The organism is Algoriphagus sp. PAP.12 (assembly GCF_026652115.1).
Taxonomy (GTDB): domain Bacteria; phylum Bacteroidota; class Bacteroidia; order Cytophagales; family Cyclobacteriaceae; genus Algoriphagus.
Map to the genome: position 1 here is coordinate 171,893 of NZ_JAPPSQ010000003.1, position 22,570 is coordinate 194,462.

The 22,570-nt window shown below is 37.8% G+C and carries 13 protein-coding genes; 2 read left to right on the forward strand and 11 right to left on the reverse strand.

Annotated features, from left to right (window positions below; translation table 11 throughout):
* Positions 1–580: 580 nt before the first annotated feature.
* Positions 581–2,416 carry an alpha/beta hydrolase-fold protein gene (locus O0V13_RS05730; protein WP_268034032.1) on the forward strand — a complete coding sequence of 612 codons (1,836 nt, stop codon included), beginning with the start codon at positions 581–583 and terminating at the stop codon, positions 2,414–2,416.
* A 6-nt stretch (positions 2,417–2,422) separates the two neighbouring features.
* Here O0V13_RS05730 and O0V13_RS05735 read toward each other — a convergent pair whose 3' ends face one another.
* A complete protein-coding gene (locus O0V13_RS05735) occupies positions 2,423–3,718 on the reverse strand; it encodes a serine hydrolase domain-containing protein (RefSeq protein WP_268034033.1) in 1,296 nt (431 codons plus the stop codon).
* A gap of 232 nt (positions 3,719–3,950) precedes the next feature.
* On the opposite strand from O0V13_RS05735, the gene O0V13_RS05740 reads away from it, so the two are divergent.
* Complete coding sequence (locus O0V13_RS05740; protein WP_268034034.1) at positions 3,951–4,466, forward strand: DUF4943 family protein; 516 nt, start codon at positions 3,951–3,953, stop codon at positions 4,464–4,466.
* A 35-nt stretch (positions 4,467–4,501) separates the two neighbouring features.
* On the opposite strand, the gene O0V13_RS05745 is transcribed toward O0V13_RS05740, so the two are convergent.
* The 10 genes from O0V13_RS05745 to O0V13_RS05790 form a co-directional block, all read right to left on the reverse strand.
* On the reverse strand, positions 4,502–4,720 hold the full coding sequence (locus tag O0V13_RS05745; RefSeq protein ID WP_268034035.1) for a DUF4287 domain-containing protein: 219 nt from the start codon (positions 4,718–4,720) through the stop codon (positions 4,502–4,504).
* 68 nt (positions 4,721–4,788) lie between these two features.
* Positions 4,789–5,664, reverse strand: a complete 876-nt coding sequence (locus tag O0V13_RS05750; RefSeq protein WP_268034036.1) for an EndoU domain-containing protein — start codon at positions 5,662–5,664, stop codon at positions 4,789–4,791.
* A gap of 9 nt (positions 5,665–5,673) precedes the next feature.
* Complete coding sequence (locus O0V13_RS05755) at positions 5,674–7,854, reverse strand: eCIS core domain-containing protein (protein WP_268034037.1); 2,181 nt, start codon at positions 7,852–7,854, stop codon at positions 5,674–5,676.
* Between the two features lie 28 nt (positions 7,855–7,882).
* Positions 7,883–10,216, reverse strand: coding sequence for a glycosyl hydrolase family 18 protein (locus O0V13_RS05760; RefSeq protein WP_268034038.1), 2,334 nt, complete (start codon positions 10,214–10,216; stop codon positions 7,883–7,885).
* A gap of 1 nt (position 10,217) precedes the next feature.
* On the reverse strand, positions 10,218–14,576 hold the full coding sequence (locus tag O0V13_RS05765) for a contractile injection system tape measure protein (protein WP_268034039.1): 4,359 nt from the start codon (positions 14,574–14,576) through the stop codon (positions 10,218–10,220).
* Positions 14,569–17,436, reverse strand: a complete 2,868-nt coding sequence (locus O0V13_RS05770) for a hypothetical protein (protein WP_268034040.1) — start codon at positions 17,434–17,436, stop codon at positions 14,569–14,571. The genes O0V13_RS05765 and O0V13_RS05770 overlap by 8 nt, the downstream gene beginning before the upstream one ends.
* A gap of 4 nt (positions 17,437–17,440) precedes the next feature.
* The gene (locus O0V13_RS05775) at positions 17,441–18,196 is read right to left on the reverse strand and encodes an adhesin (RefSeq protein WP_268034041.1); all 756 of its coding nucleotides are present in this window, start codon (positions 18,194–18,196) and stop codon (positions 17,441–17,443) included.
* Positions 18,197–18,218: 22 nt separating this feature from the next.
* Positions 18,219–21,836 (reverse strand): hypothetical protein, encoded by a 3,618-nt coding sequence (locus O0V13_RS05780; protein WP_268034042.1) that lies wholly within the window; start codon positions 21,834–21,836, stop codon positions 18,219–18,221.
* 15 nt (positions 21,837–21,851) lie between these two features.
* Positions 21,852–22,265 (reverse strand): GPW/gp25 family protein, encoded by a 414-nt coding sequence (locus tag O0V13_RS05785; protein ID WP_268034043.1) that lies wholly within the window; start codon positions 22,263–22,265, stop codon positions 21,852–21,854.
* Position 22,266: 1 nt separating this feature from the next.
* A complete protein-coding gene (locus O0V13_RS05790; RefSeq protein ID WP_268034044.1) occupies positions 22,267–22,566 on the reverse strand; it encodes a PAAR domain-containing protein in 300 nt (99 codons plus the stop codon).
* Positions 22,567–22,570 lie beyond the last annotated feature (4 nt).

Here is a 22,570-nt window from a genome sequence, read left to right on the forward strand (position 1 = left end):
AAATCGGTAGACGGGAATGGGCGGGATTTTCAATTCCACTATGGAAATCATGCAGGGACAAGTTTATCAAGGTACTTTCACCGCATAAGGTAGGAATAAAGTGTTGACCGCAGTACGTGAAAATCTAACTTTCGGAGTAAGTAATTTATTTCTAGACACATAAGAAATATTTATAAGGAAGGCGAATTGGATAGGCAGTCAACTGTTGCACAAGATGCAATACTTCAAATGGATGGTCTTCGAAATTTACCGAGTATGAAAAAAGCTCAATTTGAGATTTTACCATCAGGAACAATTGATAAAAATAGGGTTCAATATACCCCTCATTTATATGACCTTAATACAACTACTTTTCAACTACCGATTATTTCTCGGTAGTTCCCAAACAGGGAAGAAAGGCATTTTTATAATATAGTAATTTAATAGAACAGCCCGAAAAGAACAGAACGTGAACATATCAAAACAATCTAAAAAATCCTGGAATTGGAGTAGGATTCAACTACCCGGAATTTCCCGATAGTTCAACTTGAGAGGAAAAGAATTTCTCTTATTTTTACCATAGACCTAAACCTAATAACCTATGCAAAAGACTTTTCTTATTCCGCTATTCCTTTGCCTCGTAATTCCTATTGCACAAGCACAACAAGGAACCAAAGAGCGAATCAAAGTTCATAGCAAAGCGCTAGAGGGCAACTTGATTGGTGATCCAGCAGATCGGGATGTAACTGTTTACCTTCCTCCTTCCTATCAAACAAATCCTGACAAACATTTCCCGGTTCTCTATATGCTGCATGGGTTTACCGACTCTGATTCTAAGTGGTTTGGTTGGGAGGACCACTGGATCAACTTACAAAATGTAATAGAAAAGTCTCTCTCAGAAGGAGGTTCAAAGGAGATGATTGTAGTCATGCCAAATGCCTACAATACATTTAAAGGAAGCATGTATGCAAGTTCGTCAACAGTCGGGGATTGGGAAACCTTCGTCACTAAAGAACTGGTCAGCTACATAGACGCAAAATATCGTACTCTACCCAACAAAGCCAGTCGAGGACTTGCCGGACACTCCATGGGAGGCTATGGAACACTCCGCCTAGGAATGAAATACCCGGAAGTTTATTCTGCAATCTATGCTTTGAGTCCATGTTGTATGGATGGTGGAGCTACTACAAATCCTGAATTGATTTCCAAACTGGAAAAATTCACCCCAGATCAAATCCAAGCGGCCTCATTTTTTGAAATAGCGGCCTTGGCAACCTCTGCCGCTTTTGCCCCAAATCCTCAAAATCCTCCTTTCTATCTGGACCTCCCAGCCAAAGACGGATCACCTCGACAAGACATCATCAATAAGATAATAGCCAATCGGACTCTCACTACAATCGATCAATATATCCCCAACTTGAAAAGACTCAAAGCCATTGGGATGGATGCCGGAACAGAAGACACAGGCATCAGTGCGGCTACCAAAAAGCTGCATGAGATTTTGGATTCTTATCAGATCGAACACCTCTATGAAAGCTATGAAGGTGATCATATCAATCGAATTGCCGAGCGCATAGAAACTAAAGCCCTACCATTCTTTTCAGAGCATCTGATTTTTCAGAATAGCACGGAAAGCGAGATCATTGAAGACGGAGGTACAGGTGAGTATCCAGCATTAATGACATCCGAAACTAGTCTACCTACACATACCATTTTTAGACCTCAAAACATTGAAGCTTTTGGTGGAGCCAATAAGCTTCCTGTAATCGCCTGGGGCAATGGCGCGTGTTTCGACTCCCCCTGGGAACATCTCAACTTCCTGAATGAAATAGCTTCTCATGGCTTCTTGGTAGTTGCTATTGGAACTATGCCCAAGCAAACTGAGGTTCGGTCCAAATCGCAAAAACTTTTGGACGCTATCGATTGGGCCATAAGTCAAAATAATGATCCTACCAGTCCCTATTTCCAAAAGATTGATACCCAACACATTGCAGTGAGCGGGATGTCCTGTGGAGGACTGCAGACACTTGAAGTGGCAGGAGACCCTAGGATCACTACCGTTGGAGTATTCAACAGTGGAGTTTTGGCTAATCCCGGAGCCGGAATGCCTGCCATGCCTCAAGTCACCAAAGATCAATTAATTAACATCAAAGTCCCTACCCTCTATTTACTGGGAGGAAAATCTGATATCGCATACGAAAATGGAATGGATGATTTCAAACGAATTAATCATATCCCCATCTTTGTAGGTAATCTCGATGTAGGTCATGGAGGTACCTATTCAAAACCCCATGGTGGAGAGTTTGCAAAAGTTGCTCTAAAGTGGTATCAATGGCAATTGAAAGGAGATGAAGTTGCGGGCAAACTTTTTACCGGCAACCCTCCCGGATTGGCCAAATCCGAAGGTTGGATCGTGGAAAAGAAAAATATGGATTGATACACCTTATTGCTTTTCCGCTCTATAGAAAACATCCATCAAAGCAGTTCGAATATTTAAGTCATACAACTTTTGGTGAGATCTGGATGGGTAAACCCGATTAGACAGGAATATATAAGTGATCTTTTTGACTGGATCGGCCCATACAAAAGTTCCGGTGAATCCGGAGTGTCCAAAACTTTCCGGACTAGCCAAAGGCGAAGGATAAGCTTCTGACAGAGGAAGTTCTGAATTATTCAAGAGTGGCTTATCAAATCCCAGACCTCTACGGTTGCCGTTCTCTGGATATTGTACTTCGGTAAATTCTTTTACGACATCTGGAGAAATGAGCTGCTTTCCATCCACACTCCCATAGTTTTGATACAAGAGCATTAATTTAGCCAAATCGTCTGCTGTCGCAAAAAGACCAGCATTTCCAGAAACCCCACCTTTTAAGGAGGCATTTTCATCATGCACCCAGCCTTTTACCAAGGTTTTTCTGAAAAGTGAATCTACCTCTGTTGGGACGATCGGGTTCGTAATATTATTATTCAATGGTAGATACCCCAATGTATGGGCCCCGATTGGACCATAGAAGTTCTCTTTCAAATAGGTCTGGTAATCAGTTCCGGTAATTTGCTCGATCAAGCTTGGGAAAATCAAAAAAGTAAGTCCCGAATAGAGGTATTTTTTATCATCTGAAACTTCAGACCGATTGATAATTCGGCTCATTTTCTTCTCAAAGCGATCATTGATAAAGATCCCATCGTAGACTTGTCCTTGAAATCGATTATTTGGGGAGTCATGAACAAACCTCTTTTTGACCTTTCCATTTTTCTTCACCACCTCATTCAAAAAAACAATGTAAGGCATCAAACCGGCTTGATGGGCCAAAATCTCTCGAAGCGTTAGGTCCCTTTTGTCTTTCCGCTTTCTCCAAGGTTCCCAATAGGTACTAAATGGCTTATCCAGATTCAATTTCCCTTCATCCACCAGTTTCATAAGCGCAGGTAATGGTCCGGAAATCTTGGTTACTGAAGCCAAATCATACAAATCATTCAATGCAACAGGCTGAATCTTGTCATAAGTATGATAGCCATAAGCTTTATGAAAAATGACTGTATCGTTTTTCGCGATCAACAATTGAGCTCCTGGAAATGCCAGGCTATCGATTCCCATTTGCATAATTGAGTCCACTTTCTGATTGATGAAATTTTCATCAAAGCCCATTTTTGTGGGAGTAGCTTGCACAAGCTCTCGCTGTGCAAATCCAAGCTGAATTACCAAAGCAAACAAGAAAAGCGAAGTGAAGATTTTTTTCATGCTAAAAGGATCGTGATTCATAATCTTTTGCAAAATAATTGGTAAAATCTAATCGACTCAACCTCTCAAAAAAAACCCAAAACAATTTGTAATTCTTATTTTGAAAGCCTTGTATCATTCATCAAAACCTAAGCGTCTTTTTATTAAAAATCAGCCTCAAAAAAGATTTTACTGGATTAAACTCTCATTATATTTTCCATATAAATGGAATTTACTTTTCCCAAAAAATAAAATGAAGCAATCCCTACTTAACCTTGCCTTATTCCTTTCAATTTTTGTGTTCTTCAGCTGTAAAGACGATTCAGAATCTCCCCAAATGAGTGTTGATCACTATGTTTCTTTATTGAAGGCTGAAAAATATGAAAATTGGGAACTTCCGGAATTCAACGCAAATGATATTCCAAAGCTTTTGGCTTATAGAAATGATACTCAAAGTATTTCCAATTTTCCGAGGAAACCTATCTCCTCTTCTATCACATCAGAATGTACACTTGGAATGTATGTTTTATGGACAGTCGAATCAATTCGGGCCAGATCTTTTGGGAGTGAATATTTGACGGGTACATTTCCCTCTCAAAACCCTGTAGTTAAGGAAAAAGAAACTTTAGAATTTGTTGAACAAACTAATCTAGTGCAACAGGAAATTGGAAACGCCTACTTCAACTGGTGGGAAACAAATAAGGAAAAAGATTTTTCAGAGTTCAATCAAATAGACCCATTGGAAACAACCGATTTTCGTTGGCATTAATCCATTCAATTTTAATCATCCACAAAGTCGAAATCTTAAGACTCTTTCCCCTTCAATAAGGCATAAATAGCCATGGCATGGCCATGTCCTAATTCAAACTCTTCCTTCAACCAATTTGTAATTTGAGTGGCCTTCACATCAGATTTGATTTTACCATTTTCGGTGAAACCTTTGGCTTCGGCCATCTCTTTGAAATCCGATGGAGACTTTCCTGTTTTTGCTTGGATATTATCCAGATAGGCTTGAAATGACATAAAGTTGGTGGCTATAAATTGTTAATAGTTTACCCTAAAAATGATTTTGAGTCCATAAAAAAAATGAATTAATCGATTGAAGGGAAAATTGTTCCACCGCTCTTCACCAATGTGATGGCATCAACACTTTTGGTAGTGATTTTACCAGCACCACTCCTAGTTTCAATGGCATCTTTCACATCGCTTTCACTCCAAGTATCAGGGAAAAAAGTGGATTTCTCAACTTTTACACTTCCTTTTATAACGTCTTTTTTTGCATTAGTTTCTGCTTTAATATCTTCCACTTTATCATCTCTTACTTTTACTTGTTCTTCATAAAAGCCAGAAACGCTTCTACCTTCTACTCCTGTTCCTTCTAGCCAAGATTCATCACCTTTCCCCTTCCAATGATAACCTGTTGGCTTCTTTTTTCCTGAGTTGAAATCTCCTCGCCAAATATGCTTCCAAGTCTGGCTAGGAAGCAATTTCCTTTCAGGTGGCATAGCCTCTTTTCCACCTTCCAGATATTTCTCAACAGAATTTTCTAAATCTTTTATATCCTGATCATCAATCACTCCATCTTGTTTTAATTTCGGCTTGGTTCTACGATCCTCATCGGAATCGTTATCTATCCCAATTTGATTATACAATTCACGAAGAGCATCACCTTTTCGCAATAATGGGTTTCCTCCTGAAAAATACCAACTCACATATTTCTTGGCGGAGTCCAATTGCCCAGTTCCCAATTTCGCACGTTGTATTATTTCAGGTGAATTTGAATCAGCTTGAAACTGATGCAATTTTCCTTGAACCACAGGTTTTCCTGAATTGACTAAGTGAGCAAATTGCCTCTGAACAGTTGTCTCTGGACGATGATCAGAAAACTGAAAAGCAGGATTGTTTTTGCCAGGCAAATTTTGATTCCTCACATTTTCCTTTGGTGATTTACTATGGTGATGTCCCATCGTATAACCTTATTTTGTATGTGTCGGATTATCTAATTCGGAAGCTATTTCATTCATAATCGAAATGGTCTTTCCTAAACTAATCACATCATTGGGTTTCAGATTTTTCAAAGCATTATAAAATACCTGGGTCAAAGGATGCCTGCCACTCCCCTTTATCTCTTTCTTCAAATCACTCTTCTTCTTTTCAAGTTTAACTTTCTCTGCTCCCAATTCCGCCAACATCGAAGAATTATCCAAGTTCTGCTCCCCATACCTCTCAGTATTTTTAACCGTTCTGGTTTTTGATAGGGCCTTATCAACTGTCACATCTTTTTGAAGTCTGGATGCACCGGATTTTAAACCTTTATCAACTTCTGAAAGTCTGTTTTCAGTAACAACCAAATCCTTCTCAGGTTTGATCAAATGCTTTTTAATTGCTGTTAGCTTTTCAGAATCACTGTCGGTACCTGAAAGCAATTCACCAACCTTTTCTACTCCTTTAGGTTTCGTAGTGAAAATCCCTTTTGTAAACCAATACCAGGATTTATTACAGACCTCTTGGATTCCTCCTACCAAATCCACTTGCAATCTTGAAACTTTTTCAGAAGTACTTTCCCCTCCAATCAGCCTTTCACCAAATCCAACTACTTCATTTATTGCTTTTGTTAGGAGGGAACTACTTGAATTTCGGACAATGCTGGCCAATCTAAGATTGTAATAATGAATGGAACAATTTTCAATTGACTCAGCCATTCGTTCTTTATTTGAAAATAAATCTGGGTTAAGGATCATGGTACTGGGCCTATTGAGACCTGGTTCCAAAGTTTTCTCTAGAACATATACTTCACGCGAATACCTTTTTTGGTATTCGTTGTTGTCTTTGATTAAATTCTTGAAAAACTTCAACTCCAATAAAGCTACTTTATAGTGGACTTTTTGATTGGAAAATTTTGACTTAAACTCCATCTCAGATCTGATCTCTCCTACTTTTGAACCAAGATCATTTCCTAACTCCTTGGCTAAATCATCTGAGTTTCTATCAAGTTCGTTAACCATATTTTTTACCGCACTGTACTTTTTGTAAATTCCATAAAATTCTTTCAGATCCCTTGTTTTCAAATCAAGCAAGAATTTGTCCTCATTATTTTCCTCTTGTTGTTCTCTATCACTCTCCTGTTCAGATGAGTTGCCTCCTAAAAGACTTGAAATTCCCCCCATAATTTTGCTGGAAAAACTTCCACTCTCTTTTAGAATTTCTGCCTTCTCATTCAGATCCAAATTTTTCCACCACCTTTTCAATCCTTCTTTCACTAATTTTTCCTGGATAGAAGGACCGTTACTTTCACTTTTACCAATCAGCTTATCCTTTCCCTTTTTCAACCCTTTCTGAGCTAGATCTCCTCCTTGCTCTCCATAAATTTGTTCCCAATTTTTTCCTTCTGTTTTCAGTACATTTAAGATTTGAAGTGTCCTAGTAACAAGGTCATCCATTCTATTATCTGTCATCTCGGTATCCTCATTTCTTTGGACTACTGAGCCGGTCTGACTCGTAATTAGTTCACCTGAGTGATCAGATTTCATCTGCAAAGCTTTTGCCCCCATCACATCAGCTTCCTTTTCTAATCCTGAATCATCATTGATATTTACCTTTCCTTTCAATTGCTTGGTAGGTCTTACTCGACCTTGTTTCTGTTGCACCACATGCCAGGCTTCATGGGGAAGGTGTTGCTCCTGCCCCGGACCTATATGAATATCTGTCCCCTGGGCATAAGCATGGGCATTCAATTGAGCCGGTTTGGCAGAATTATAATGAACATTTACATCATCCAGGCTATATCCTGAGAGGTTTTCAACTCCAGATTTAAGTTGATCAGGCAAGCCGGTATTATTTTCAACTCGCTGAACAGGAATTTGAAGTGGATTTTGAGCTTCAGGATTCGAATCTTTGGATTTCATCTGGAGCTCCTCTTCATCCATCTCCTTCATTTGCAATTCTTCTTCTTCCATTTCTTTCATTTGAAGCTCTTCCTCTTCATTTTGAACTCGCTGAATAGAATCATCTGAAACAGAAGAGTTTACCAATTCAGAAAATTTATTTTGGACTTTAGTCTCAGGCCGATTGTCTTTCAGCTGAATATGAGGTTTATGTGAATTGACTTCAGCAGACTTGGTCGAACCAGACTTACTCAATTTTGAAAAATTTCCCATGATATATTTTGTTTAAAATGATCATGAATCAGGGTAAATCGCGAGAGGTATACTTCCTGGCCACCCTTATTCCATTGATTAATAATCCCGCAAGGATTCCAATTCCAAAAATCAAAATCAAAACCCAAATTGTTACTTCATTGCTCCCAGCACCTATAAACCCTACCTGAGTATCAAAAAAGAGGTAGAAAAATAAGCTTATAGCTGCCAAAAGACCGATACCAATTAACACCCCTGAAAATAGTGCTCTCCACTCCCAATCATCTCCATTGTTTTTGATCCCTATAAGCAAACCTATAAGGACGATCAACATCAAACCAATCAATACTAGTGTGATAATTCCATTAATTCTTGAATAGGTGTCCCAACGACCTATCATACAAATACAATCCTTATTTGAGGCTACCGAATAGTACTGTGTGGAATCATACTTGACAAAAGCATTTCTGTTTTCCCAAAAACTGGTAATATTCTCACTCCTAGCCAGTTGAGCTATACTATCTGTATCTGGATAGCTTTCAAAAAAACAATATTCAGCTTCTGGACTTTTATAAGGATCTCCTATGTAAATATCATTTAGACCTGCCCATTGGATATCTTGCTTATAGGTCCACAGATAATCAGATAAGGTGAGCTTGGTACCTAAAGTATCAATGGATTTTGAAGCTACCACTACCGAATCAATCCCAATCAAACTTGCTCCCAAGGCATCCCACAAATCAGAATACCCTGCATCATACCCCATCCCCCTGATAGCCACCCCTCCAATTCCATTGGTTAAAGCCCAATCATATTTATCAACTAGACTTTGAGAATCCTCATACCAGACTTGTTTTAGGTTACCCAAAGTACCATAATTCAAATAATATGAAGCTTGCTCTGCATCATAACCCTGCATGGCCCCTTCAGGCTGTCCTATGGTGGAAACTATAGTACTTTGAATCTCATCATAGTTGATAAATGAACCAAAGTCTGTCGCTCTGCTTCCAGGTACAAAATCAGGCATGGGCCAGGTAATCCCCTGATAACTCAAGGTCATCACTAACTTACTAACAGGTATTTTCCCATTGGAATAAAATGAAAACGTATTCTGAATAGATCCCCTAGAATTAGATTTATCCGGATATAATGGACTTAATGAAAATGGAATACGGGTATTGGTGATATTTAATTTTTGAGTTTGTACCAAGTAATAATCAACCGATGAATTGATCGCCAAAAAATCAATAGAGCTTGCCAAGGATAAATCCTTGGAATTGGCAATTGGCGGAATACTGACCGTCAAGATCAAATCAGAATCAATGGTAGATAACTCTTTTCTCAACCCCGTGATAAAAGCCGAGAACCTAGAAACATCTTTGGGCTGAAGCCCTTCAAAATATATATTAATACCATTGAGCTTATAGGTTGAAATCAAACCTTTTAGTCTTGAAAAAAGCTGAGTCTGGGCTTTGCTCTGACTAAGAAAACTCGAAATAACAGAGGATGAGCTACTAAATACAGATAAAGATATGTCTTTCTGAAATGGTTGATTATTCTCTAAAATCCCTCCGGTTAATAGACTTTTCAAAGAATTAGGATTCAATTCCAAACCATTACTTCCCAATTCATAACCATTCAGTATGATGTCTGTCAAGTAGTTAAAATTGTAAAAACCAATTTTTGAATTCATTGATGGCTGGTGATATCCAAAAATCTTGGTGTAAGCATTCAAACATTTTTTATAACTGATCAATAAAGTATCGCCTACTGTTGCCTGTAGAATGGGGATGGAATCAAATGAGCAGGAATATTGAATCTGTCTTAACGCGGCCAGTTTGGACTGAATATCATTTTTAGTACTGGCAGTTTGAGCATTGGTTTCATCCAATAATTTTTGGAGCACATTTCCCAATTGCACCTGAACTGAATCCACCAATTGTTTGGGGGCTTTAGTATTCAGATCCAAAATCATTTGATTGATTTCATTCTGAAGTAAAACAGTTGAGTCCTGCGTTGCGGCAAGTTCTTTTGTCAGATTGAGTAGGTCATCCACGATTGCATTGACAGTTGTGGAATCGATACTGAGATCTCCTTGGTCAGTCAACCAACGAATCAATTCAACCATTCTCTCTCGCTCTCGATGGAGTCTATTCTCCTTAAATCTGAAAGGTTGAATAATCTTGTTTAAAATCCCCGTTCGGACACTATCTCCATAATTGATGGTATCCTTTAAAATCAATTCAGAAGGAGGAATTTTAGTTTGTTGAGAAAAAGCAGGGTTTGAAATCAACCTCAAACCTCCCAGCACCAAAAAGAACCAAAAAATAAGCTGGAGTCTCTTAGGTTTAAAAATCACAGAAATAATAAAAGTCTTTTTCATATTAATTCCATTTCACCTCCAATGATTTTTCCATCCAAGGCAGCTTAACTACCGAATAACTCCAAGGAATTGATGTCATTAATACATCTACCCCTTTGGATTCTACCATTAAATTATTGCTTTCGGAACCAATCTCAAGCCGTCCATTCCTTTGTAAAAAAGTCTCTCTCAATCCATCCGTGGTACTATTCTTCAATTTCTCCCAATTAGAAATCATACCTTTCAAAAGACTTTCACACATGTCTTTTTCCTCTTGATTTAGTTCCACTTCCTCCAAATGACTGCTTGGCTTCATCCCAACCATCATCTTATTGAGGACTAATTCATATTCTGGAAAGTCAGAATATCCAAAAACCAGATATTGAAGCAGTGAAACAGCTTTCGATTGATTTTCCTCAGGAATAGTATTCCCACCACTCACATTCAATCTGGAAAACAATACTTTGAGAAAAGGCCAACACAAAATCAATCCTGCGTTTGTAACCAAGATTTGGTCTCCTTCTTCGGGTTCTTCTTGCATTAGATCAGAGTTTTCAGGAAACATATTTTGAAGAATTTGCAGTTGCTTTTGGTCAAGTAGCTTTAGGAAGCTCCTCTTTTTCATCGCAACTCCAAAAATGAACTTCCACTTGACTGAGGACTTTTGGCTCAAAAGAAATTGGATCAAATGCTTTAAAAAATCAGAATTGAATCCAATCTTTTGGTGGAAATAATACTCGTATGCAAACTCAAGGACATACAATTTCCATTTGCCAGGATTAAGGTCGCCAAAATAAGACTCCTTGCTCCATGTCAGTAGACCTTTGATCTGATCTTGGATTTTGGGGTCATTCTCAAACCAGCTATGGATTATTTCATTTTCCTTAGAATAGCTAATCGCCCTTTTTACCTCTCGTTCCAACTCAGAATTGCTCAAGTTCAATTTGTTCTTTTCTCTGAACTTTGAATCTACTTTCTGCAACGTATCCAATTTCTCTAAGGCATTCAGTCTCAATATTTCCTTGGATTTTTTGACCACAGATTTAGCTTGATTGGAGTTTGAAGCAATCGATAGTTTATCGATTAGTTTCTCAAATTGAACTGTAGGTATATGATTGATCCATGTGTCCAAATCTCCTTTATCCAAAAATTCTAAAAGCAAAAATGACCGCTCTTTATTTCCATAGGCAATCATGTGAACAGTGGAAGCAAAAAGTGCTTCTACAGTCCTCCAATTGGACCACCATGGAAGGAACCCCTCCTTTTCAAAAAATCCCAAAACTGCCACCAAACTATCAATTGACTTGTCCTGCTTCTGTTTTGATTCTTCAATAAGATCCTCGTAAAACTGGCTCAGCGCATCTTTTTGAACCTTAGTCAATCCAGTTAGAGGCACTATTTTCTCCCAATCAATTGAGGATAGGCCCAGATTGGATCTATTTTTTCTCAAAACATTCAAAAGAATTTTACCGAAATCTTCCTGATTGAAAAGTTGACCGGCTAGAATCTTGGAATGAAACTGTAGAGTTGAATCCTCAATTACTTTATTCCAAATCCTCAATGAAATAGGATCAAAAAAGTAAGCAGAAGGTAAGTTTGATAAATAGTCGAGCCCTTGATAAAATTCCTTTTCCTCCTGAATTAGACCCTTTATATCTGGCTTTTTATAGCCTTTCCTAATGAGATTGAGAAGGTTATTTATTGAAAGTGAAGAAAGGTTTTGGAAGCTTTGTGAACTACTATCAACCTCCCTCATTTCCTCATTGAAGTAAGATTGGACATCCCAATAGATTTCAACAGTTTCGATCTCTCTCCTGAAATCAGAACCTAATTTTTGAGTGAATACCTTCCAAGACCGTTCTGATAGATTCTTATGAAATTCAAGTAAAATGTAGAAGCTTTGCCCCTTATTTTTTTTGAGGAATTCCACTATAGATAGAGCATCAAATTGGGAATAACTCACTATTCGTTCAAAACTTTCCTTCAATCCATTATTATCCATTCCCAGATTATACCCTGAGCTGGCTAGTTTTTGAATAGTATTCAAATCACGTAATAAGACCTCGTCTGATTTTGATTTAATCCATTGTACCAAATCCTCCTCTTTAGATTTTGAAAAACCTTCCAAACTAGCAATCAAGTTTTTTAACGCTTTTTCAGATGAAAGCAGAGAAAGGTTTTGCCCAAGGATTTCTTTTGAGTTCCGTCCTTTATTTGCGAAAAAGGAAGAATTAATTGACTTGAAATCAAGAAAACCAAAACCGACATTTCTACTCCAAGATTGCTTAAATAGATCCAATAAACTTTTTTGAAACTCTGGTTTGAGAAGCTTTAAATCTGGAATTTGATTCGCTAATTCAATTACTCTTGACCATCTTGATTTTTGGATTTCTAATACGTCAGAAAAATTTGATGATTTCCCAAGCTCCAATAAATATTCAGACCAATCTATCGAATTGCTAGAATCGTCTTGAACTAGAGAATTTGGAGAAAACAAACCCTGCAGGATTAGAACCTGAATAAATTTCTGGTCGAGCCTTTGACGATTTCCTTCCTTGATTTTGCCAGATTCTAATAGATTTTCATGTATCTCAAGAAGAGATTTAAATTTATTTCCAGAAAAGTGAGCAACATACGCTAGGAAGTTTCGGGTTTGAGTAGGATTCAAAAGCTTCCAAATTCTAGAATTTGATCCAGTCAACACCTTTCCATTAGAAGCCTTGAAAAAATCAAATAATCCAACATTTTGAGACTGGATCATAGCCTCTAGGATTTCACTAAAATCATTCTTAGTCAAAAAATAGTAGACCTCCCCCACTGATCCTGCGGCCAGGTATTCGAAAATCAATCTTTGTTTAATCTGAAAAGAATAAGAGCCAATAGATTCACTTTCAGAGTAAAAGTCCCTTTTGGATTCAAAGTATTCATTTTTAGCCCAATGATTAGAGCTAGTTGAATTCTTCACTTGGTTGAAACCCATCTTTTTTAAGAATCGAAGAGAAGGCTGTGGAACTGAAAATCTTATACCTAACTCAACTAACTCCTCTAGGTTGACTCTTGAAGAGTTGATCTTGAAAGAGGTAAAACTAATCATTAAATCAAACAGCTTATCCAAGGAAGGATTAGTCGTAAAATAAGCAACTTCCTCTTTACTTGAATGCTGTATTAGTTCTTTTAAAAAATGCTCCTCCTTCATTTTAGGTTTACCCGAAACTCTTGCGTACCAAGAAGAATATTCATTAATCAATCCCAACCATTTTGAGGTTTCTCCTTTGGATAATAGTAGTAAGAGATTATCAAGCCCTAATTTTGTCAGGCCACTGAGATATTGGGGACTTTTTGAAAGTAACTGAAGTGTTTGAATTCTTTTCTCCTCCGCTAGTTCCGGAAAATCAGTTGAAATTGATGGGTTTTGCTTTTTATTTAACCAGGTAATTAAATCTCCCCAAGAAAGTTGCTGACCTGTAGAGTCAATAAACTCATCTGAATTTAGATTCTTTTCTATGACCCAAGTAACAGCCTCATCAAAATTCCTGTAAAGCTGACTTTCTTCTTTATGGATTTTTATAACGCGATTGAGCTGAAGTAAAAATTCATGAAAATCAAGATTGTAATGGTCAGCAACTGTCCTTAAGAACTGATTGGAAAAATTGAGGCGATTAAATTTGGTGTCTGAGTTTCTGACAATAAAATTGAGAATAAATAAATTGACAGCCTGTTCCAGGTTTTCGCTTGATCCATGAAATGATTTTTCCTTTTGATGGACATTCAAATACGTATTTCTAAACCCGATGAGCCATTCTGCTTCCTCTGGAATGAGCACCTCAATGATTTTCTCAAAATATCCTTTCTTCAGAAAAGAGATCCTTTTTCGAGCATTCTCACTCTTTCTGGAAACTTCCCAAATCAAACTTCTAAGTAGTTCCGGTTGGAAAATAAAAGCGTGATCTAAAAGTGAAAACAGGTCAAATTTGGAATCCAACCAACTCGGGAAATATCCATTTCTAAAAAAAGACCTTAAGGCCAAAAGAATAAATTCCTCTCCTTGGGACTGGGTAGTATTTCTGAGTGGCGCACCGGACATCCCAATCTGTTCATCTATTGCCTCTTTCAACGCTAAGATCAAAAGTGGTTTGATTAATTCTCCAAGATCTTCAGTTAGTTCCCGTTCGGTGATTCGTCCTAAATCTATCTCCACTTTTCCCAGCTCCAGTTGTAATCCGGAGCTATCAACCTCATTAAAAGCCTCCTCTAATTCATCTTCTAAGGAATAAATAAAGCGTTGGTGAATTTTTGAATTACATCGGCTAGCTTGGGTTCGATTTGAATAGGCAAATGAGAACAAAGCTTCCTCCACAACATTAGCTGGCTTGCTATCCATTCTTACCTCCTTTCAGTTTATGCAAAAACTCATATAGGCTGTAAGCCGAATTCACGTATTTCTTTTTTCTTTTTGCTTTAGATTTTTGGTCTTTCCAATGCTTATGAAGATTCTCGAATGTTTGAAAATCGAAAAAGTTGAGCCAGGAGATAGAAACTTCCATATGAGATGGAACACGCTCTCTAATCTCGTTTGCTAAAAAGAACCTAAAATTGCTATCCTGAAATCTTGCTGGCCAATCGGGAAGGATCAAGCTAGCTTTCAAATCAAAGAAATCCTCACGAACTTCTCTACCATCTTCTAATCTCCTGGTAAATATGACAGTCCGTTGTCTATAGGTTCCCTTATCTTTATCATAAAGAGTTCCCTTCAATCTTAATTTTTCCACTTCTTGAAGAGCGAGAATTCCTGAAATCTCTCCATCTCCCATCATCAATTGTGACAAACTCGAAGTGGAATGATAAATGGATTCGAGATCTTTTGTTTCTTCGCTCTGATAAATTCCTAATAATTCATCATCTGCTCCCATCAAAGAGAGATTACCGGATCTCATTTGATAGGATTCCTTTGACAATGCGGCTTGGTAAAATTTATCTAATTGTTCTCTCCTTGCTTCTTCAGAGTTTATCCAAGGAGATTTGAAAGTTGGGTTTCCCCATTCATCCAAAAGGACAAATCCAAATTGTGAACCTTCCAACATTGGTTTTAAAAGGATATGATCAATCAAAATCATTCCTTCAGAATAGGCGTTCAGAATCCTGAAATTTTGAATATGATGAGCGATTGCTTCATAGGCCTGCTTTTCATCCTTTCCCTCCCAAATACCAACCCATTGAAAATCGGATTTCTGGAAGATGACTTCCATATTTCCAAACCTTGATTTTTTCTTGGAGATCCAATAAGAATCCGGATCGACTGTTTTTGAAAAAAGATCTTTCAATCCAATTTTGCCCAAAGCATATTCAAAATCTTCAATATCAGCCAATTGAGGAAACATCTTTTCACTCTTTGACAGAAGGCGGAAATCCTTCATTAAATCCTGAAAAGACCTTTTTGCACTCACATAGCTTGAAGAAGTGTCACTTGTGAAATCAGATTTTCTCTTTTTCAAAAATGATGGAATTAGAGATTCTTCTTTTTGTTTTATTCCAAGTATCAAATGAAGAATTTGTTCTAAGGTAGAGGAGGAATATTCCCCTAAACTGGAATCAAAAACGGCTTTTTGTTTTCCGTATGTCAACTCAGAAATTGCCTGGAGAAATCTTGATTTCTGTAAAAGAATAGCTGCAAGCATTTCTTCTTCATTCCCTAAAAGATTCAGTTTCTGAGAAAGTTGAAATGGGCTTTCTTGTATCTCTTCACCAAATCTGGCCAGCAAATGATCCAATACTCTGTTTTTCCGCTTGAGCCAAGAAATTCTACTTTCGCCTGTTTGAGGATTAATTCCATTTTTATCGAAACCAGGAATTAATTTGCTTTTGATTTCCAACTCATCTGGACCAACCTTGGTCTCATAGTCTTGAGAAAAGTAAGTACTCTGAGTCTGCTGAACATCAGAATCAAAAAAATCAGGAAGATGGGACAATTGAGCAAGAAAATTGGCCAAATGCTTTTCCATAAGCATAAGGTATCCTTTTAATTGCCGGACTTTAGCATGCCTTTCGGGAGATTCATGCTTAGAAATGCCTTCTTTCCCTAAGCCATATATTCTTGGAAATAAATGTTGGACTGACTTATACTCACCTGTTTTCCTAAATTTCCCTTTTAAAAACTCTTTCCAATAGGTTTCTCTGAAAACATCAACTTTATATACTCTGAATTTCTTGGACCAAAGATCCAAAAGAATATCAGAAACCCTCATTTTATTAAACCTTAGCAGATTTCCATTAGAATATATTCTGATAGTTTCATATACCGAATCAAAATCCTCTGACTCAGTATTTATGGAAGCAAAGGTGTGCAGAGGCAACTGTATTTTTTTAGCAATTCCCTCTTTGTCGATCTTAAGTCCCCAGCATTTATTCACTCCCTGAATTCTCGATATAAGTTGCAAGAGCTTTTCTGCATAGACGACATCACTTCTATCTTTCAGCTCAGAGTCTCTGATAAAGCCTCTTGACAGTCGTGGACCAGCAAAGATTTCCTCTGGTCTTTTCCCTTCTTGTTGGAGTTCTTCAAAATTTGAAAAAGCCACCGGGTGGTAAAAATGAACATCCAAACCAAATAAGATTTCTGCCATCAGCTGATCTGGGTCAATTTCTGATGCCGCTTCTACATTTACTCGCAGATAAATTGGTGAAGGTTTTAATAAAATTACCTGATCAAATGATTCTCCCAGATTTCGATTTAAGGCAAGGAAGTTTTCAAGTCTATGAATAAACTTTTCAGAAGCGTCTTCAGAATCCACCAGTTCTTTTTGGAAGGCCAAAGAAGGTAGAACTTCCACTTTATAGATTCCATTTATTTTTTCCTCCTTCCCATCATCATTGACTAAGTAAAGCCAACAATTTTGGATCTCTGGAAAAGTATCAATCAGCAATTTCCGATAATCCAAAATCGTGAAAGGATGGGAACTAAAAACCAAAGCTGGCGAGAAAAATGAGTTCTTTTTCCAATTGATTCTTCCATCAGAATCTTCGACCAAAAGGTCTTCTATTGGAAAGTCAATCTTGTAACCCAGGTCTGTGATTCCATAGCAAAATTGCTCCAAAATGGTCACTCCAGGATCGTGAGAGTTATAATCAGTCCATTCGTTTCCACTATAGCCTTGAACAAATTTCAACCCATTTTGCTTCAGGTAATTATAATCCTGAGAGGCTTGAAGTGCTTTATTTTTAAAAATTGATCCAGATGTTTCCATGAAGCTATTCTTCGTTTAAAAAATCATCGTCCCAAAGCTTTCCAATCCGATATGTGATTACAGAGTCCCCTCCATAATTGCTACCAGTTCTCAATTGCAATCGGTAATTGAAAGTTTCGCCTACCCATCTGCAGTTAATTTTATTCCACCAAAAGCCGTAATGTGCTGATGTTTTGCTAATCTTTGGTTTGGAGTTTCCGAAGGTGCTCAGCGCTGTTGCATGCAGCAAGGCATATTTACCTTTTTGTTTACGTCCGGCATGGGCTACAATCTCAAACCCCTGACATCCCGTCAACCCACCCAAGACATCATGCCATTTTCCATCTGCAGGAATTTGCCCTTTTTTATAAACACCCACTCTTCCATGAGAAGCTACCATCCCCTCCACTTGGAGTTTATGCTGTGGGTTCTCTGTCCCGATCCCAACATTACCCCCTTCCTGAAAAAATATAGTTGGGTCATTTTTACCCTTTTCTTTTAAAATGATTCCTTTTGCTTCCCCTTGGCCATTGACCAATACCCAACTGGCATTTTTTTCCTTCAAGGAATCATAAAAACTTAAAAGAACTTCCTCCTCGCCTGCTGGAAAAATCATTAAGCCATCGGTATCATTTTTATTGATTCCATCATCGACCTTATTGAACATAGAATCAATCAAAATGGCAAAATGTACTTCTGTAGGAAGCATCCCACTTCTGAAGTACTTTTTGAGTTGCTCCCGATCGTTAATGACTACCGTATTTCCAGTTTTAGTTTCCATAAACTTGATGAATCAAATTTCTCTAATTGATTTGATTGATGATAAAATCTGAGTCAATTGATAAATCTCCAATACTTGCTTTATCTGGCTCATGAATTTCATTTTCATAGATGATCTCTAGCTGATGTGATTCCGAGGAAGTAAGAATCGCATAAGGGCTAATCGTTCTAAGTCGCTCAATTTGGTATTTGTCACTTGCTGTATCTATTATTTTGAAACTTCCCAATACCTCTACCAATTGGAGTACTGAAAGTCCTGTCACATACTCCACATAGGTTCTTGACTCTATGAAGTTTTGTATTTCTATTTTATAAATCGAATTGATAAAACCCTCTCCTTTTTGAAAATCTCCAGGGTTTGGAGAAAGAAATTCTATTAGATCTCTTTCCAGCATTTTTCGGTAATAGCCTGATTTCTGAGACTCTATGAACTTGACTGAAGCTCTGATTTTCAATTTTTCAAAAACAGGATTGGCTACTTCTAGCTTAGAAAATGGAGAAAGAAATTGCTTGAGGTAAGACTTGATTTCTTTCAATAATTCAAATGGGGCCAAAAAGCCTTCTAACCTAAATTGTGTTGAGTTAGGTGCATAGGGAATCACTACCACCTGCACATTACAGTTTTTCACCAGATGTAGCGGGAAATCACTCCTGCCATACACCAGGACCCGTCCTATTTGGGGAAAATGTTCTAATACCAATCGTTCCAAATCCCAAGTTGTGATTCCTCTGTTTCTATGCCTCAATAACTCACTGACACGAATGGAGTCACGATCCAAATCTTTATTAACTTTTGAAAATTTAATATCATAGGGGCCGAGAACACCATTCAGGTTTAATACACCCTTAAAATCAACAGTAGAGGTACTTTTCAATTCATCGGCAGATAGGATGGTTTGTTGGCTTTGCATCTCTTGAGTTAGCCAAACTGCATTGGTAAAAACTCTTATCAGTCTACTGTTGATGTCTCTGCTTCCATAATTGGAAACTCTGATCCAAAATTTTCCTTTTGGCATTCTGGAACTATTCATATCCAAATGACCAGGCAATTTGATTTTTACCAAACCAGATTGAAGCATTCCCTTCGTGGAGTCTTCCATAACCAAATTTTTCATTGAAACCCACGAATTATTCTCTAGATATTCCCAGGTAACTTGAGGTGCCTGTGTAACAGTATGAATGAAATATGCTGGATGTAACTTAAATCCTATATTGATATTTTGTCCTTCTTCCACATCTGTTAAACCTATCAACAAACTTCCTCTCCCTTCTTCCTGAGGAACAAAAAATGACTTCTCTTTTCCTGAAGCAGGATAAACTTGAGTAAAACCAAATGGCTGTAAATGGAATAATTTGATACTTTCACTAGAAAAACTTCCTCGCCTAGACAAATTCTCTTTCGTGTAATTACTGTATTTGAATTCGATATTTTCAATCAGAGGAGTATATGGAGTTTTAGGTAATTCCTTGGCTCTACGAGGATGTTTGCTGTTGAATAATGAAATTTCAGAGAACAACTGTGGATAGGATTCATGCCCAAAAGCAAATGGGTTCGGTTCAACCAAACGAATGGTCAGATCCCCTTTGGTACCATCTTTTAGGCTTATATCCGAAGGACTTCCAAGATCATTCATATCCACTAAATCCAAATCCATTTCTATGAATTGAGATTTGGAGAGATAGGTACCGTCTACTTTTTCTATAGAATGAAATAAATCGACTACTTGAGGCTTAAAGTCCTTTGAATCAGAGCTATAATGGTGATTTGGTCGAAGAGACACCTCTGCTATAAAGCTATCATTATCAATTTTATCTGGATACCCTGCATAGTGACTTTTAAAACCATTTCTTCCTTCAGGCAAGCCTAACCAATGAACCTTTAAAGAAAGCTCTGACAGGTATTTATTGAATATCAGTGGATTATTAATTCTCAAAAAAGAATCCTTCTGTGGAATCGGACCAAAGGGTTGAAATGGATTAGCTGTATCTATCTTCCCTACCTGATTACTACAATCAAATCCTGATCGAACTCCACGTGAATGGGTAGAAATCTCTACCTCCAAAACTTCCAAAGGTTGAAGGGCTGCATAGGGAGGATAATGAGCTGAATTATTCAACTGAATCTGGAGGCAAGGCCAATTCAAATCCGGAATTTGTCCATGGATCGCACCGTCGTAAGGAACAGGAATCTCTGCGGGTCCTTCCGGCTGGATTTTCACTAAAAGTTTATTTTCAGTTTGTGAAAATTCAATATGATGATAATCCAGAGTATACCAACCTGAGCTTCCTGTGATTGAAATGGAAAATGACTCATGTAAAAAATTCTGAATAAAATTATTCAACTCGATTTCAGAATGATCATGTTGAATTCCTAATACGGCCTCTTTTTCATGAAGAAGATCTGCCATAATTTCTCTGAATTCAATACAAGAAGTAGCACTTAGATTAAAGGCTATCTCAAAATTGGTCACTCCATTCTCCACCAAAAATGTGGGGCTTGCCACCATTATTCCAATCAAACTTGATTGCATAGACCTTTGGTTGATACCTTTTTGACTTTGATCCTCTCCCATCACCATTGGAAAGTCCCAATGGGATTCACCCAGAAAGGAAACCTCATTTGTTCCTTTATTTTGAAACAAAGTCGAATCAAAGATTTCACTCAAAAGCACTCGAGCAGCGGTAATATCACCTGAAAATGGGGAAAACTTACTTTTGTAAAGGGATCTTACTTCTGAAATCTTTCCCTGTGATAATTCAGTAAGAAACTGATTCTTAAAAGGAATGGCTTTACCATCCTGGAAATTTAGATTGAAAGTAGAATTTACGGGCAATTCATTTAAAGCTGGCTTGGGCAAAAGGCCAACTAAAATCTCCATTGGATGTGTGGACGGAGGAGATTGTTCAAGAATTTTTTGATAATAAAAATTCAAATGTCTCCTTGTCAATCTATTCAGATCATTTTGGATTTCAGAGAAAAGACGTAAAACAGCTAAAATCAGCCCAATATGAGGATTATGGTCTTTGGAATCCTGATTCATCAATTGCTCAAAATGACGAACCGATAAATCCACAATAAACATAATATTCTTGTAGGCATCCTTAAAGATTCCATTTAAATCAATCTCCGATTTTGCTTCGGAAGCATTGGGTTTGGCCCCTAAAAAATCCTTGAACCCAAAAGATTCCTGAAATGGAATCACTTCGCTGATGTATGGGAGAAGAAAATATTTACTGTTGATAATCTCTTTTGAAAGGGCGCCATCATAATTACAATCTCTAACGAGACTTTCCCAATAGAATAGCTGTCGAATCATAGAAAGAAGGTTCATAGAAATTTCTTTTCGAACCGAAGATCCTTTAGAGCTATCACCTTTTAACTTGATCACCAAATCATCATGCCTCATTTTGTAAGCATCTAAATCAGTTCTGGCAATCAGACCAACTATAAATACTGGATCATAGAGTAAAAATGGTTTCCAGTTTCCCGCAGGTTTATTTTGAAGGTTATAATAAACTACCGACTCGGCATAATCCATTGTAAACTGAACCAAATCAAGCATAGATCTCTCATCCGGAACCACAAATTGGGGATCCAGTGCGTCGAGTTTTCGTTCTGTCTGGTTGATACCGTTTTTCATTGGATACTTTTCAATTTAGATATTCGTCCCTTCCTTGAAATAATAAGGGTATACCATGTTACTTCTTGAATTTGTAATAATCACTGTATAGTCAATGTGGATCATCAAAATTCCATCAGGTAAGTTTTCTTTCCCAAACTTGATCTCATGTACCTTGATCCTAGGCTCGTAAAAAAGCAACGCGTCTTTTATCGTATCTCTCAGCATAGTCAGGTAAGTAGGATCATTGGTCTCAAATACATAGCTGATCAGATCACAACCAAACTTGGGGTCCATCATTCGCTCAGTCGGTTGAGTTCCCAAAATGATCCGGATACTTTGCCGGATATCAGGCTCAGCAGCTATCATTTCAACTAGTTTTGAATCCAGGTCAAAAGATGGCGGAAAAGCCCAGCCTTTACCTAAAAATGTATTTGTAGGATCTACCATCTTATCCCCCTATCATTACAGTGGGACAACCCAAAACTATTGATCCTCCATGTGCGGTGGTATCCCCCATTCTAGCTGCAGGTTTTCCTCCTATCATCACAGTTGCTGATCCTTTGACGATGGAGTCAGGTGGACCAACACAAACACAGGAATCCCCCATCACAGCTGCCGGAAGTTTTCCTATCAGTACTGTAGGTACTCCAGGTCCAATAATTGGCCCTCCTACATGAGGAATTGGTGGCACTCCTGGAGTCTGCATTGGACAGGTGTGCATATCGGTTAATCGGGCTGCTAAAGACATATTT